Origin of the sequence: Rasiella sp. SM2506 (assembly GCF_050859505.1) — a bacterium.
In the GTDB taxonomy this organism is placed as follows: Bacteria; Bacteroidota; Bacteroidia; order Flavobacteriales; family Flavobacteriaceae; genus Marinirhabdus.
Window position 1 is genome coordinate 3401283 of the sequence record NZ_CP193934.1, and the last position, 15055, is coordinate 3416337.

Annotated in this window: 15 protein-coding genes; 6 read left to right on the forward strand and 9 right to left on the reverse strand. The window is 36.2% G+C overall.

What is annotated here, in order from left to right; translation table 11 throughout:
* Positions 1-71: 71 nt before the first annotated feature.
* Positions 72-398, forward strand: a complete 327-nt coding sequence (locus ACQ2HF_RS15260) for a phosphotyrosine protein phosphatase (RefSeq protein ID WP_432411284.1) — start codon at positions 72-74, stop codon at positions 396-398.
* 584 nt (positions 399-982) lie between these two features.
* Here ACQ2HF_RS15260 and ACQ2HF_RS15265 read toward each other — a convergent pair.
* The 5 genes from ACQ2HF_RS15265 to gntA all read right to left on the reverse strand — a co-directional run bounded on the left by ACQ2HF_RS15265 (position 983) and on the right by gntA (position 4008).
* On the reverse strand, positions 983-1507 hold the full coding sequence (locus tag ACQ2HF_RS15265) for a DUF421 domain-containing protein (RefSeq protein ID WP_432411285.1): 525 nt from the start codon (positions 1505-1507) through the stop codon (positions 983-985).
* A 96-nt stretch (positions 1508-1603) separates the two neighbouring features.
* Positions 1604-2089 (reverse strand): ferritin-like domain-containing protein, encoded by a 486-nt coding sequence (locus tag ACQ2HF_RS15270; RefSeq protein WP_432411286.1) that lies wholly within the window; start codon positions 2087-2089, stop codon positions 1604-1606.
* Positions 2090-2248: 159 nt separating this feature from the next.
* Complete coding sequence (locus ACQ2HF_RS15275; RefSeq protein WP_432411287.1) at positions 2249-2686, reverse strand: hypothetical protein; 438 nt, start codon at positions 2684-2686, stop codon at positions 2249-2251.
* Positions 2687-2722: 36 nt separating this feature from the next.
* Entirely contained in the window at positions 2723-3313 is a 591-nt protein-coding gene (locus ACQ2HF_RS15280; RefSeq protein WP_432411288.1) for a DUF1989 domain-containing protein, read from the reverse strand.
* Between the two features lie 29 nt (positions 3314-3342).
* Complete coding sequence (gene gntA / locus ACQ2HF_RS15285; RefSeq protein ID WP_432411289.1) at positions 3343-4008, reverse strand: guanitoxin biosynthesis heme-dependent pre-guanitoxin N-hydroxylase GntA; 666 nt, start codon at positions 4006-4008, stop codon at positions 3343-3345.
* A gap of 255 nt (positions 4009-4263) precedes the next feature.
* Between gntA and ACQ2HF_RS15290 the strand changes: the two genes are divergently transcribed.
* From ACQ2HF_RS15290 to ACQ2HF_RS15310, 5 genes are all read left to right on the forward strand, one after another.
* Positions 4264-5283, forward strand: coding sequence for a helix-turn-helix domain-containing protein (locus ACQ2HF_RS15290; protein ID WP_432411290.1), 1020 nt, complete (start codon positions 4264-4266; stop codon positions 5281-5283).
* A 274-nt stretch (positions 5284-5557) separates the two neighbouring features.
* Entirely contained in the window at positions 5558-6013 is a 456-nt protein-coding gene (locus ACQ2HF_RS15295) for a ferritin-like domain-containing protein (RefSeq protein ID WP_432411291.1), read from the forward strand.
* Positions 6014-6080: 67 nt separating this feature from the next.
* Positions 6081-6236, forward strand: coding sequence for a YqaE/Pmp3 family membrane protein (locus ACQ2HF_RS15300; RefSeq protein ID WP_432411292.1), 156 nt, complete (start codon positions 6081-6083; stop codon positions 6234-6236).
* 32 nt (positions 6237-6268) lie between these two features.
* Positions 6269-6523, forward strand: a complete 255-nt coding sequence (locus tag ACQ2HF_RS15305; protein WP_432413107.1) for a SemiSWEET family sugar transporter — start codon at positions 6269-6271, stop codon at positions 6521-6523.
* A 187-nt stretch (positions 6524-6710) separates the two neighbouring features.
* Positions 6711-6857: a hypothetical protein gene (locus ACQ2HF_RS15310; RefSeq protein ID WP_432411293.1), complete on the forward strand. Its 147-nt coding sequence runs from the start codon at positions 6711-6713 to the stop codon at positions 6855-6857.
* A gap of 113 nt (positions 6858-6970) precedes the next feature.
* Here ACQ2HF_RS15310 and ACQ2HF_RS15315 read toward each other — a convergent pair whose 3' ends face one another.
* From ACQ2HF_RS15315 to ACQ2HF_RS15330, 4 genes are read right to left on the reverse strand one after another with little or no spacing between them, the layout of a single operon-like run.
* Positions 6971-8959, reverse strand: a complete 1989-nt coding sequence (locus tag ACQ2HF_RS15315) for a heavy metal translocating P-type ATPase (RefSeq protein WP_432411294.1) — start codon at positions 8957-8959, stop codon at positions 6971-6973.
* Positions 8960-9000: 41 nt separating this feature from the next.
* Entirely contained in the window at positions 9001-9417 is a 417-nt protein-coding gene (locus ACQ2HF_RS15320; RefSeq protein ID WP_432411295.1) for a Fur family transcriptional regulator, read from the reverse strand.
* Positions 9418-9429: 12 nt separating this feature from the next.
* Positions 9430-10617 carry an efflux RND transporter periplasmic adaptor subunit gene (locus ACQ2HF_RS15325; RefSeq protein ID WP_432411296.1) on the reverse strand — a complete coding sequence of 396 codons (1188 nt, stop codon included), beginning with the start codon at positions 10615-10617 and terminating at the stop codon, positions 9430-9432.
* Position 10618: 1 nt separating this feature from the next.
* Positions 10619-14995 carry a CusA/CzcA family heavy metal efflux RND transporter gene (locus ACQ2HF_RS15330; RefSeq protein WP_432411297.1) on the reverse strand — a complete coding sequence of 1459 codons (4377 nt, stop codon included), beginning with the start codon at positions 14993-14995 and terminating at the stop codon, positions 10619-10621.
* Positions 14996-15055: the final 60 nt, after the last annotated feature.

Sequence of the window (15055 nt, forward strand, 5' to 3'; positions counted from 1 at the left end):
AATTACCCTTTTTCTCGAAAGTTTACTAAACTATTATATTTAAATTATATTATATATTTTTAAAATCCATTATGAAATACTTTTTCATCTGTTCCGCAAACAAACAACGCTCAAAAACAGCCGAGGACTACTTCGCCGAAAGATTTCCTGAGCACGAGTTCTTAAGCGCTGGAACAAATAGTAAGCTATGTAGGCAAGAAGGAACGACTGAGCTAACTGAAGATTTGTTAGAATGGGCTGATAAAGTCTATGTTATGGATAAGAAACATCTAGATCAAATTAAAAAGCATACAGGCTCTAAGTACTACTCAAAAATTAAAGTGTTGGATATTGCTGATATTTACAAGTACTATGATTCTAATTTGATAACGATATTAGAAAACAAAGTATCATTCTAAAACAACCATTATATTGGCTAAAAACTTATTGGACTTCAAAATCACCATTTTAATGGTCTTTTTACTTTCTCTAGATTTGTAACAGTTAAATGAATCAACTTTAGTAAACTTTCGAGAAACATACCGCTTTTTGGTACTTTACTCATAAGTTTACTATAATCTCTCCATACATAATATAGTTTGAATTCATTTGAATGTATTTGTAGACCCAAATCATCAAATTTTCCCAAAACTCACAAACTTTTGTTAAAAAGGGGCTAATTCGGTGTCACTAAAATTTTAGGCGGCTTTTAAGCCTTGAAAAACCTATAAAAATGAGATTTTGGATAGTTCCTTACTCTCCGCATTGTTTAAATGCTTCACATCGTAGATGTGGAGCATTTTTTGTTTTCAGATGGGTGGAAAACCACAGGGTATTCTAAGCAGTTGGAAATAAAAATGCTCCAAGCCATAAGCTGGAGCATTTTAGTACTGTATCGTTTTACCACAGAATGGGATCACGGCAGTCATCCCTTACCCTCTACCATATCCGTTATAAAATATTATTTTGCGAGGGGTTATTTTCTGGGCTTAATTAGAGGTATTTATTTTCTTCTAACCCCTTCTAACATTCTATCCATTAATTTCTTATCTGAATTCGTATGTAATACAGAAACATCTCCAGTTGATTCTAAGACAACAGCTTTCACTTCATCAAAGTCTATCACATTAGCTTCACGAAGTTTTGCAATAAGATCTTCTTCGCTTAAATTGGCACTATGTAAATTATCGTGTAAAATTTTTCCTTCTTCCATTATTAGCAAAGGTTTATTAGTTACCAGTTTTTCGAAAAGAGGAACTTTACGAACTAAAAAGGTAAAAACCGTTTGAAATAACAAGATACCTGCAAGCGCGACTCCACCTTTTAAAATTGATTGGCCAGGATTCAAAATAATAGTGGCTAATATAGAACCCACGGCAATGGTTGAAGCGAAATCAAAACTTGATATTTTGGCAAAAGTTCTTAGACCTGAGATTCGTGTTATGGTAATTATAATTGAAAATATTGCTAGTATTGTAATTAGTACTTTTCCAATGATAGGTAATGAAGCATACAGCCAATTTTCCATGATAGTTAAATTTTTTGTTATAGGTTAATATACTATAAAAGGCCGCCATTATGACGACCTTTGGCATTAATAATTCAAATAGTAGACTCTTAGAGATTAGGCTTTCGCTTTTCTATTTAATCTCTCTTCAGCCATTTTATTCAATTTGTCATCCGCACCATATTCTTCTTCTAAGGTTTTCTTTAATATTTTTGCAACATCGTCATGACCAAGTTCTTTTGCGTAGCGCAAAGCAGTTCCATATCCAGAAATTTCATAGTGTTCTACTCGTTGTGCTTCGGCAATTAGACCTGCATCGCGAACTGCGTCTTCTGCATCCTCTTCCAAAAAGCCTTCAGCTTCTTTAATAAGACCTTTCATGGCTTTACAAGTTTCTCCACCTAGTTTTAGATCCAAAATATCGCCTATTTCTTCAAGACGTGTTTTGTGTTCTTTGGTTTCTTTCAAATGATCTTCGAAAGCTTTTTTAAGTTTGCTATCGGTAGCATTTTTCACCATTTTAGGTAATGCATCGACTAATTGCTTCTCAGCGCTATACAAGTCTTTTAATTGATGTTCAAATAAATCTTCTAAGGTTTTCATAGTTTTTGTTTTAAATTAATTTACCTTAAAATTAAGTCCATTTAGTGCTTTGTAAAAGACATTTGACGCAACATTAACTCTAACCGTTAACGATTTATAAAAGTGGTTGTATATGAGCTAAGAGGTGTTGAAAAATTTATAGACTTAGTCTTAATTCCGTTATAATTTAAATAACAGAACACAACAAACTCCAAAAATAATATGTGCTACAACTAATTGTATATAAAAGGTGATTTTATCGATATTTGGAGGATCGGGATGGAACGTAAATGCTAAATGCCAACTTAAAACCCCTAAAAGTCCCGCCGAAAACCCGAATACCATTCCAGATACCAGCGAAAGAGTAAGTACTGTATAAAGCAAACCAATTTTGAATAACGTTACAAAAAATATCCCGATTAATATATGAAGTAACCACCCTATGATATGCTCCTGGCAAACAGGCTGGTTTTTATTTGGAATTCTATCTAAAAGCGTATTTATTAATTGCGGCTCTTCAAACTTACTCTTAGAAAAATAAGATATTGCATAACTAAAGAATGTCATACCAGTAGTAGCTAAAATACCTATGGTAATAATTTGAGATACGAGTTCCATTTTAAAGATTATAAAATTAGGTTATACCGATTGTAATTACAGAGTACTTTCAATGACTTCATATTGAATGGGTTTAAAAGAACCTCCATTGCTATCTTCTGCAGAACAGGCTGTCAAGCCTACTATTACATCAAACAAAGGTTTAAACAGCACATAATCACCCGCGTTAGAAAGGGGAGGTAAAACTGATAGTTTTCCTTCGTTATTGAACTGAACATTCATAAAAATATTGAAAGCTGTAGGAACATCATCTGGTTCAATATTAAATGGTGCGAGATGTTTGTATAAATTTTCAAAACAACTAGGATGGTACTTTGAATCGTCATACATAATCTGAAATGTTTCTGGAGAACACGGCGCCAAGAGGATATCATTACGACCATTAGTATCTTCAATAATTTCCATCATTTTTCGAGAACGATTACTCCATAAGAAATTGTTTTTGGTGATGAGTATGGATTCTTCAAAATCCATAGTTTTTCCAGCTGAAATCTTTTCTCTTGTATCTTCAGCATTAAATAGTACCATGTCGCTTACCTGACCTCCTTCAGGGCCTATAATTTTCAATAATTGGTGCTTTTTCAAATGAAAAGCGCAACCTGATTGTTTGGGTATGGTGTGTATCATTATTCTTTTTTAATATTTTCTACTTTATTCTATTTGGCAGGAGCAAAAGGACATTTCCATTCTTCACTAACATTTCTTCCACTATACTGTAGGGCCTCGCTAGAATTCCCAAAATCTGCCAGAATAGGATTTATGGATCCCTGTAATTTCTTATCCCGTTTACGTATTCTGTCTCGAACTCGTTTATACGTTCCCATTTCCCTTAATTTTTCAAACTGTTGATGCAAATTGAAAACAAGAGCTGGAACTGGAGACTGTCTTGCTTTTCTAGAACTGTTGGGATGTAATCCAACAATATAAAAAGCCTTGCCTAATAAACTAAAACTAAAGTTATGATCTTCTGGATCTTTACTCACTGATGCATCCCAAGGCTTGGAATCTAAAGAGTGCATACCTTCTAATTGTAACCATAATTTTTTTTCAAATTCCTTCTCATCTGTAATTTCATCATCGGGAAACGTAGCAATGAATGTTTCAAAATTATTAGAAGAAAAATCATAGTTTGTAAGATATGTTTCCAAATCCTTCAGAATGTTCATAGCAGCTGTTAGTGAACCTAGATTTTTATAGTCACGTATAGTAACTTCTTCCATTTTAAATACAGTTTGAGCCATGATACATGGATGATTTTTTTTTACTATAAAATCGGCAAATAACTTTTTTGTAGTACTTTCTTTCTCTAAATGTATTTCCATTTTGAATCTTTTTAAATTCTTTATTTTTCAAAACTAAATAGAAGATTTCCTAAAAATTTATAACGAATTATTAAAAAAAAAGCAAAGATTGATTGATTCACAATTATTCCTACTCCAAAATGAATGTTCTTGTTAATAACTGTTAACCTCAATGAGAAGTTTGTCTCAGATTAGGATTTATTTGAGCTAAAACTTGATACCTTCGGATTATAATTTGAGACTGTACAGTGTTTAATTTATTTTAAATAAATCCGCATGACTATTTTTAAAGTTAATTCATTACCTGTTTTAGAAGTTATAAAAGATCTTGCAAAAGCATTTAACACCAATTATAAAATGGATGTTTGTGAGTACTCATTAAAGATTCCTGAAATGTTAGGAACCGGGGAGATTAGAGCGTATCATTTAGAAAATGGTTTAGGAATTATCACCTATGATTGTACTTTTTATAATGATTTAGAAATTCATTTTATTGTAAACGATGTGCATCCTTTAAAATTTATATACATTTTAAAAGGTAATCTGGACCATACATTTGAAAATGAAAAAAGTATCCATTCCATAGAGGAATATCAAAGTGCTATGATAGCCAGTAGTAATACGAATGGACATATACTTTATTTTAAAGCCAATACCAGTGTGGCAAAATACTGTGTAGAAATTGACAGGAAAGCATTCAATCTGGACCCAGCCTTTCAAAATAAAGATGTGGACCTACAATTATATACACTATTTAAAGATATAAAGGCCGATGAGGCATTCTATTATAAAGGCGATTACAGCTTAACTATTGCTGATATTTTTAGCGATATCAAAAAAAATGACGATTTATTTGATGGCGATAAATTAGTATATAAATTCTATATGGAGAGTATTGCATATCAAACATTGGTCATGCATCTTTCTCAATTTTTAGATGATCAACGCGGGAATAATAAACAAAAGATACTTCGCAAAAGAGAATTTGAGCAATTTAAAAAAGTAGTAGACTACATTACTACAAATTTGGAAAATTATTGCGGTATTGATGAATTAACAAAGGTTTCTGGTTTGAATGCTCTAAAGCTTCAAAAAGGATTTAAGTATTTATACAATACTACTATAAATCAATTTGTACAGGAAAAGCGCTTGGAAAAGGCAAAAGATCTTTTAACTACTAGTGATAAATCTATTAATGAAATTGTTGTTTTAATTGGATTTAAAAGCGCTAGTTATTTCAGCCGGATCTTCAAAGAAAAATATGGAGTTCAGCCATCACTATTTAAAAAGAATTAGTAAACAACGTTATCCAAGATTCATCTTATTTTACATTTTAAAAAAAATACTTTTAATTCTTTTCAGTTTTTTAATTTTTTGAAATTTAAGATCATCAGCCCCCGATATCTTCATTCATTATCTCTATAAATTTTTCTCATACTAATTTACCTCAGGATTTAACATAGTGTTTAGGTGAGTAGGTAAAGCTTTCATAAAGTATATTGGGCTATAAAATATATCTGCTATTTTTATTTCAAGTTACTCAAGAAAAACCTGAAACAAAAAAGTCACTATGAAAACAAAAGAAGAAATTTCAAAAAAAATTAACGCACTTATTGAAAAAAATAATGATGCTTATAAAGGATTTAAAAATGCTGCAGAGAATGCTGAAAGTAGCCAACTCAAATCCTATTTATTACAACAGTCGAGTGAACGTAAATCGTTTGCTACAACACTCTCCTCGAGTTTACACGCATACAATCCAGATTTTAAAATAGATACAGATGGTAGTGTTACCGGATCTATACACCGTTCATGGATGGATTTTAAATCGGCTTTATCTATGGATGACGACGAATCAATCTTAGAAGAATGTATACGTGGAGATAAAGCTAGCGTAGAAGAATACAAAGAATTTTTACAAAAGTATCCTTCCACTTCCGATGACATTAAAAGAACTATTGAAGGACAATTACAAAATGTAAAAAATACGCTCAATAGCGTTGAAAGACTGGAAGATTTACATTAAATACTAACGAAGTGTCCGTATTTACACTACGGACACTTTAATTTTTATAACCAAAAATTAATTACCTATGTCTATACTAACAATACTACTTAATATTTTACTACCACCTCTTGCAGTCCTTATGAAACACGGTCTTGGAGGTAAATTTATCATAAACCTCTTATTAACTATTTTAGGATGGTTACCAGGAGTGATCCATGCATTTTTAGTCAATAATGAATAAATATCATCTAATCATATATATATAATATGGAGATGATTTTGGGATTAGTTGCTGGGATACTTACCATGTGTGGAATAATTCCTCAAATATATAAAGCCCATAAGACTAAACAAGTTAAAGATGTGTCTAGAGGAATGTTAATAATTCTTCTGTTAGGTGTTCTTTTATGGACTATCTACGGAATTATGAAAAATGATGTCCCAATATATGTTACAAACGCTATAGCTTTTTTATTAAATGGGTATATGCTACTGTTAACTTTTAAATTAAACCAAAATGATACTTAAAGGTGTCATCTTAAAAAAAAAAAATGAAAAAATTATTTCGAATTTTAACCCTTGTACAGGTTATTTATCAAGGGGTACAAATGTATAAAGAGCATACTAAAACCAAAAAACGAGAGAGAAACTATCAAAAATCATAACCTCAATTGAATTAGGTTATTTTTTATTATTTAATTTAAACTTAAAAATTATGAGCGAACAAAAATCAAATCAGGAAAAGGGTGCACATTCCAGTAAGAAAACTCCAAGAGGAAGTAAAAGTGTGCACAGCGAACACGATAATTCAACTGAAGATGGGTATAAGCCTAAATCTCATTTGAATAGAGAAGAAGAATAAAATTTTCTATTATTTAAATAAAAAGTCCAATGTTGTATTGGACTTTTTATTTAAATATGTTCTCATCTTCAAATATAGTGCTAGAAGAACACTATCTAACTAACTAAGTAGTATCACTCCCATTTCATCCGTTGTAATCGTACAGCATTTAAAATCGCTAACAAAGCTACCCCTACATCGGCAAAGACAGCTTCCCACATGGTAGCTAATCCACCAGCACCCAAAATAAGTACAACTATTTTCACACCAAAGGCTAGTCCAATATTTTGCCATACAATGCTACGTGTAGACCGACCTATCTTAATGGCTCTTGCAATTTTGGAGGGCTGGTCTGTTTGGATAATTATATCGGCGGTTTCTATGGCCACATCACTACCTAAACCACCCATGGCAATCCCAACATCACTGGCTGCCAAAACTGGTGCATCATTTATACCATCGCCTATGAAAGCAACTTTGGCACCTGGTTGTGCTTTAAGCTTTTCTACTTCAGTAAGCTTGTCTTCTGGTAATAGTCCACCCTTGGCCCAATCGATGCCTAATTCTTTGGCAACTTGCTGTGTAATGGAATCTTTATCGCCAGACAGCATAATAATTTTTGAAATTCCCGAATCGCGGATTTCCTTAATGGCTTGGTGTGCATCCTCTTTCAATTCATCTGCGATAGTTACGTAGCCTACGAACTTGTTATCAATGGCAACCATAACTATAGATTCTACAATAGATTCCGTATCTGAAGGCACTTCAATTGAATTTGAATTCATTAAAGCTTTATTTCCCACTAGAACAGTTTTGTCATTAACGGTACCTTTCAATCCTTTTCCTGCAATTTCTGAAACCTTAGTCGCTTTAAAATCTTCTCCTTCGGCTTTGTATTCTAGAATCGCTCTGGCTATGGGGTGCGTAGATTGTGCTTCCATGGCCATTAGGTATTTCATAAATTCTGCTTCCCCTTCGACTCCGCTAAGGGCAGGTTCCAAGTTTATGCCGGACACAACATCCTTTATTTTGAATACACCTTTAGTCACCGTACCTGTTTTGTCCATTACTACGGTATTCACTTTAGTCATCGAATCCAAAAACGACGCTCCTTTAAATAAAATCCCATTGCGAGAAGCGGCTCCTAGCCCACCAAAATACCCCAACGGAATAGAGATCACCAACGCACACGGACACGATATTACAAGGAATATCAAGGCACGGTACAGCCAGTCTCTAAACACATAGTCGTCTACAAGTAAATAGGGCACAAACGTTAATCCAATCGCAAGGAACACCACAATAGGTGTGTAAATTCTAGCGAACTTGCGTATAAATAATTCAGTCTTAGATTTTCTCGCGGTGGCATTTTGAACCATATCCAGAATACGCGCAATGGAACTATCCTTAAATTCTTTGGTTGTTTCAATTTCAACCACACCGTCAAGATTGATGCTCCCCGCAAATACCGATGCTCCTTTTTGAATGGTATCTGGTTTACTCTCTCCAGTCAAAGCCGCCGTATTAAACGATCCTTTTTCTGAAAGAAGCGTCCCATCTAATGGTACTTTTTCTCCAACACGCACTTGTATCTTTTCGCCTATTTTTACGGTTTCAGGAGCCACAGAAACATACGCTCCATTTCGATACACCAAAGCTTCATTGGGACGAACATCTAATAATGCTTTAATATTACTCTTTGCTCTATTTACCGCTGCGTTCTGAAAGAGTTCACCAACGGCATAAAAGAGCATTACCGCAACACCTTCGGGATATTCACCTATGGCAAATGCCCCTATAGTTGCTATGGACATTAGCAGAAATTCAGTAAAAAAATCGCCGTTCTTGATGCTGTTCCACCCTTCCTTAATTACAGGAAAACCTACAGGAAGATAGGCCACAACGTACCAGATAATACGAACCCATTCTTTAAAAAAAAGTATATCAAAATAATCCAGACCAATGCCTGCAAGTAACATAACAAAGCTAAAAATTGCGGGTATGTAGGTTTTAAACTTCCCTACACTTTCCGGACTGCTATGATTGTGCCCATCGTCGTGGGTATGTTCTCCAGCATGTTTTTCTGTGTCGATGTCACGAAGGTTTATTTTTTTCTTTTTCATAGGTGCAATTTCGTAATTTATTTGATGCAATGGAAGTGCAATTATTCTCCGCTACATTTTTCACATATCCCTTTAACTACAAGGTTTACATCTTCGGCCAAATAACCTTCGGGTAAATTAATATGCGGAATTTTATGTTGGGTCAAACACACCGTTTCATTGCAATTAGTACAATGAAAATGGAGGTGTAAATCCTGTTCTATATCGCAATTACACCCATTTTCGCATAAAGCATATTTAGTGATTCCAGTACCATCATCGATTTGATGGACAATGCCTTTTTCTTCGAAAGTTTTTAGTGTGCGGTATAAAGTTGTTCTGTCTGCTTTTGCAAAAGCATTTTCAATATTCGTCAAGGCTACAGCAATCTTCTTTTCTGCCAGATATTTATAAATTAATACACGCATCGCTGTAGGACGCACCTTTTTATTTTCTAATGTTTTTTCTATTTCAATCATTTCAGTATTATATTAATGTCCGTGACCGCCACCCTCTTCTTCACTATTTTTAGCCTTTGCCAAAAGTGTGAAGGCATCTTTGATTACAATGTCCATCGCTTCTATTTTTTTTAATTGATTTTTAATCGAAATAGCAATAAACCCTTCTTCTTCATTGTCTTTTTCGATTTCTATCATTTCAAAGTCCTGCATTGTTTCATTGCCTTCTGAACGCGCACCTAATGCTTCAAAAATATAATGCTTGCCTTGATAGCGAACAATCGCTTCTTCAGGTAACGCATACATTTCACTCATTCCAACTTCAATATTTGCATTTACAAACATCCCTGGCAGTAACTCTTTATTGGTTTCCTTTAAATGCCCGTGAATAGTAACCGATCTATCCTCACGAACATTATTTCCTATAAGAAAAACTTCCGCTTCCATCCACGCTTCCGGAGCGTTGGCCAATCGAAAACGAATGCGTTGTCCAATACGTATAAGCGGAATATCGTCTTCAAAAACCTTAAGCTCAACATGAAGATCTGAGGCATCTGTAATATCCATTAGCACATCCTGAGGTCCAAAATATTTCCCCGTATTAACATACACTTCCCTAACCACCCCATTGATAGGCGAATACACATTTACTGTGGAAGAAATATTTCCACCTGCTGCCGAATTCGGATTAATACCTATTAAGCGAAGTTTACTCTCCAGCGCCTTTATAGTAGCCTGATTACTCAGGTACATACTCTTTGCTTTCTCAAAGACCTTGGTAGATGTTACCTTTTCATCATTGAGTATTTTCTGGCGATCGTAATCAGACTTTAAGTAATCGTTATTTGAAATTGCTTCCATATAATCTCTTTGAAACTCAATAAAATCGGGATTTTCAACCCTTGCTACCACTTGCCCTTTCCGAATTTTACTTCCCGGTAGCATTTCAGTATATTTTAAAAATCCGCCATAGGGAATGGTAATCGATATATTTCCTTGTGGCGGCACGTCGATCAAGCCATTTACGGTGATTTCATGCCCTATGTTTCGTTTTTCAGCTTTTCCAATGGTTATGGATGTCTGTTCCATTTGCGCTTCTGTAAGCTCGACAACATTCTCGTTTTTTTCTGAATGTTCTTCTTCCTTATGTACAGTTTCATTTTTGCAACTTGTGGTAACCAGAAGTAGGGTCGCTATTGCTATGCTAAATATATATTTCATTTTAATTCGTTTTTATAAGTTGCTCAATGTTGATGAGTGTTTGATTGTATTGATTCAGAAATTCCAGGTATCTAACTTGTATGGTCAGTGCCCGATTAAGTCCCTGCACATACTCTATATACCCTATTTCTCCTTCCTGAAAACCCCGCTGTGCTTGCTTCAGAAGTAAATCGGATTGTGGCAAACCGCTTTCCTTATAATAGGCTATATTCTTCCTGTCTTTTTGAAGAACTACAAATAACGACTGAAGCTGCGATTGGGTTTGATTTTTAATTACTTCCAGTTGGGCTTCATTTTCTTGTTTCTGAATCTTTGCCGCTTTTATTTTTGACGCATGCGGTTTCGCCCAAAGTGGAATGCTCAATCCCAATTGAACACCCGTAAACCGATCACTCGAATCGTACACAGTTGGTGTTCCGTTTGCTGTCTGACCTGTTCCAATAAATGATTGATTAAAATAGCCTACCGTGATGTCGGGAAGTAATTTAGCAGAGGCTACTTTGCGTTCATTTTCGGCAATTTCAATTTGCTGCGTATAATAGGAGACAAGCGGATTTCCAGAAACGTTTACGTTTTCATTTTCCGGTAGTTCCATTGCCGTTTTTAGCTCTAAATCTGCAACTGAAATATCAACAGCTGTTTCAGCATTCATCAAATTCTGTAATAAAAATCGGGCTTCGTCAATAGCAGCTTTATTTTCCTGCACCATAATATTGATATCGGCAAGCTCGGTATTTGCAGTGGCAAGTTCCAGCGCATTGCTTTCGCCATTATCAAAACGAAGCTGCGCTGCATAGGAAAAGCGAGCATAAATACTATCCTGACGCTCCAAGACCTTTTCCTTGCTTTTTAGGAACCAGAGTCTATAATAGGTCGAACTCACCTGAGCCACCAAATCGTTTTTTACAACTTCCTGCCGCAATTCAGAAGCCGTTATTCTAGCGTTGGCAAGCTTGCCTTGGTTGGTGTAAACTGTCGGGAATTCGAAGGTCTGACTGATAGTAAAACGGGTATCGTTGTCCACAATACTATTTGTTTGTCCGTATTCAACTCCAAGCTCTGTTTTCGGTACGTTGAAACTCGAGCCTTTAAGCGCTTGTGCTTTTTCAGTTTGAAATTTAGCAACTTTACTAGTTGGGTTATTTTTCAATGCTACTTCTAGCACCTCATCAATAGATTGATACACCTTTGGTTCCGTCTGAGCGTTTACCTGATACGCACTTCCCATCAGAATTACTAGTAACAGGGTTGTTATTTTATTCTTCTTCATTGTGAACTTTTTTTCTGAATAATAATATAGAATAGGGAGCACTACCAGCGTCAAAAATGTGGCTGTTATAAGCCCGCCAATCACTACCGTTGCCAAAGGTCGTTGCACTTCTGCGCCAGATGTTTGTGAAATTGCCATAGGCAGAAAACCAAGAGATGCCACGGCCGCAGTTAAAATCACAGGTCGCAATCGCGTTTTTGTCCCTATGTACACACGCTGAAATATATCGGTAACACCATCTTCTTTAAGCCTGTTAAACTCCGCGATAAGCACAATTCCATTCAATACAGCTACTCCAAAAAGTGCAATAAAACCTACCCCTGCGGAAATACTAAAAGGTAAATCCCGAATCCAAAGTGCAAACACACCGCCAATAGCAGAAAGTGGTATGGCAGTAAAAATCAATACACCTTGTTTAAGGGAACCGAAGGTGAAGTATAGCAGAATAAAGATGAGCAATAAGGCAAGGGGTACAGCAATACCCAATCGCTGTCTTGCTTCCACTAAATTCTCAAACTGCCCACCATAGCTCACAGTATAGCCAGGCTTGAAATTGATTTGGTTATCAATGAGAGAACTCACTTCATTAACCACACTCTCCACATCGCGATTACGTACATTGAAGGCAACTATAATCCGGCGTTGTGTATCGTCCCGTTGTATTTGATAAGGCCCATCAATAATAGAAACCGTAGCCAATTGTTGTAATGGAATCTGTTCCCCATGGCTACCATTTATATACAGGTTTTGTACATCCGAAAGTGAAGACCGATTGGTATCACTTAGCCGAACGACCATATCAAATCGTTTCTCACCTTCATACACCGTTCCCGTAGCAGCACCGGCAAAAGCAGATTGAATAGCCATATTCACCGCTTCAATAGACAATCCATATTTGGCTAATTGATTTCGTTTGTAATCCACAACTATCTGTGGTATTCCAGTAACCTCTTCCACGTATAAATCGACCGCGCCTTCTACCGAACCTGCAATACTTCCTATCTGGTTGGCATAGCTAGATAATTGTTCCAAATCTTCCCCATAAATCTTGATGGCAACATCTTGTCGAACGCCCGTCATCAATTCATTAAAACGCATCTGTATGGGTTGCTGAAATCCAAAGGTTACTCCGGGAATGACCTCCAAAGCTTCCGCCATTTTATTCGCCAGTTCTTCCCGATTGGATGCCGAGGTCCATTCCGATTTATCTTTCAGGATGATCATTAAATCGGCAGCTTCCACTGGCATTGGGTCTGTTGGAATTTCTCCAGATCCTATCTTGGATACTACCTGTTCTACCTCAGGAAAATTATCGAGCAGAATTTTTTCTGCCTTGGTCGTTGCTTTGATGGTATTGGACAACGAACTCCCTGTAATTACCCGGGTTTCTACTGCAAAATCTCCTTCTTCCAGCGTTGGTATAAATTCTCCTCCTAAATTGCTAAAAACAACATAAGCAATGGCGAATAATACCACCGTAGCTCCTACCAATATAGCTCTCGTATGCATTGCCCATTTTATAATAGGCTCATAGATACGGTAAAAGAAATTCATGATACGGTCGGAAATATTCTTTTTATGACTGCTTTTTTTACTCAATACCAAGGCAGACATCATAGGGACATACGTCAATGACAAAAGAAATGCTCCCAAAATAGCAAAGCTTACCGTTTGTGCCATGGGGCCAAACATTTTCCCTTCTGTGCCTACCAGCGCTAAGATTGGCAGATACACAATGAGGATAATGATTTCCCCAAATGCAGCGGAGTTTCTGATTTTGCTGGACGATTTAAATACTTCCGCGTCCATTTCTTTTTGAGTGAGTTTCCGCGAGAGCTTTAAAGATCCCAGATGAAATAGTGTGGCTTCAACGATGATTACCGCGCCATCTACTATTAAACCGAAATCTATAGCCCCTAAACTCATTAAGTTGGCTGAAACGCCAAACATATGCATCATACTAAAGGCAAAAAGTAGTGCCAGGGGTATCACAGAGGCAGTGATTAAACCCGCGCGCCAGTTCCCCAATAAAAGCAGTAAAATAAAAATCACAATGAGCGCTCCTTCGATGAGATTCGTCGTTACAGTACCAATAGCGTTATCTACCAGTTTTGTTCTGTCTAAAAATGGTTTAATCACAACGCCTTCAGGTAAGGTTTTGCTGATTGTGTTTATCTGATCTTTTACCTCTTCAATTACTTTGGCTGAATTGGCGCCCTTGAGCATCATTACAATAGCGCTTACTACTTCGCCTTCTCCATTTCGCGTAGTAGCACCATACCGAATTGCTTTCCCTATCTGGACTTTTGCAACATCACGAATTAATATGGGGTTTCCGGTTTCAGTTTGTTTGACAAGGATGTTTTCAATATCATCGATAGAACCTACGAGACCTTCACTGCGAATGAACAGCGCTTTATCATTCTTTTCAATATACGCGCCCCCTGTATTTTGATTGTTGGTCTTAAGCGCATCAAAAATTTCAGTGATGGTTATATTCATGGTGTTGAGGCGCTCGGGTCTAATCGCAATTTCATATTGCTTCAGGTAGCCTCCAAAGCTGCTTACATCTGCCACTCCTGGCGTACCCAACAACTGGCGTTTAATAATCCAGTCCTGAATGGTGCGTAATTCGGTAGCGTCATAAGAATCTTCGTAGCCAGGTTCGGTGGTGATGACATATTGATAAATTTCTCCCAAACCGGTGGTTAAGGGAGCAATTCTGGGTTTTCCTATCTCTTCAGGAATTTCGGATTGGGCATCGGCAAGGCGTTCGTTTACCTGTTGTCGCGCCCAATAGACATCTACATTTTCTTCAAAAACAATGGTCACTACCGATAACCCAAAGCGGGAAAATGACCGAATCTCTTCAATCTGTGGAATGGTTGCCATGGTAATTTCAATGGGGAAGGTAATAAGGCGCTCTACCTCTTGTGCTGCAAGTGAGGGCGAATTGGTAATTACTTGCACCTGGTTGTTCGTAATATCAGGCACTGCGTCTACCGGTAATTGTTGTAAGGAATAGACCCCCAAAACAATCAAGGCAAAAGTGAGTAACCCTATAACCAGTTTATGGGTTATGGAGTACTTAATGATTTTATTAAGCATAGAAAAATTATAATTCAGTTAACGATAAAGTTTGTTCGCTTTCGTTAAAGCTAAAACAAT

Coding starts and splice junctions, on each gene's coding strand:
- ACQ2HF_RS15320 (WP_432411295.1), bottom strand. CDS start 9,417: ATGATTGAAATAGAAAAAACATTAGAAAATAAAAAGGTGCGTCCTACA.
- ACQ2HF_RS15325 (WP_432411296.1), bottom strand. CDS start 10,617: ATGAAATATATATTTAGCATAGCAATAGCGACCCTACTTCTGGTTACC.
- ACQ2HF_RS15270 (WP_432411286.1), bottom strand. CDS start 2,089: ATGAAAACCTTAGAAGATTTATTTGAACATCAATTAAAAGACTTGTAT.
- ACQ2HF_RS15315 (WP_432411294.1), bottom strand. CDS start 8,959: ATGAAAAAGAAAAAAATAAACCTTCGTGACATCGACACAGAAAAACAT.
- ACQ2HF_RS15275 (WP_432411287.1), bottom strand. CDS start 2,686: ATGGAACTCGTATCTCAAATTATTACCATAGGTATTTTAGCTACTACT.
- ACQ2HF_RS15330 (WP_432411297.1), bottom strand. CDS start 14,995: ATGCTTAATAAAATCATTAAGTACTCCATAACCCATAAACTGGTTATA.
- ACQ2HF_RS15310 (WP_432411293.1), top strand. CDS start 6,711: ATGAGCGAACAAAAATCAAATCAGGAAAAGGGTGCACATTCCAGTAAG.
- ACQ2HF_RS15305 (WP_432413107.1), top strand. CDS start 6,269: ATGATTTTGGGATTAGTTGCTGGGATACTTACCATGTGTGGAATAATT.
- ACQ2HF_RS15295 (WP_432411291.1), top strand. CDS start 5,558: ATGAAAACAAAAGAAGAAATTTCAAAAAAAATTAACGCACTTATTGAA.
- ACQ2HF_RS15290 (WP_432411290.1), top strand. CDS start 4,264: ATGACTATTTTTAAAGTTAATTCATTACCTGTTTTAGAAGTTATAAAA.
- ACQ2HF_RS15300 (WP_432411292.1), top strand. CDS start 6,081: ATGTCTATACTAACAATACTACTTAATATTTTACTACCACCTCTTGCA.
- ACQ2HF_RS15265 (WP_432411285.1), bottom strand. CDS start 1,507: ATGGAAAATTGGCTGTATGCTTCATTACCTATCATTGGAAAAGTACTA.
- gntA (WP_432411289.1), bottom strand. CDS start 4,008: ATGGAAATACATTTAGAGAAAGAAAGTACTACAAAAAAGTTATTTGCC.
- ACQ2HF_RS15260 (WP_432411284.1), top strand. CDS start 72: ATGAAATACTTTTTCATCTGTTCCGCAAACAAACAACGCTCAAAAACA.
- ACQ2HF_RS15280 (WP_432411288.1), bottom strand. CDS start 3,313: ATGATACACACCATACCCAAACAATCAGGTTGCGCTTTTCATTTGAAA.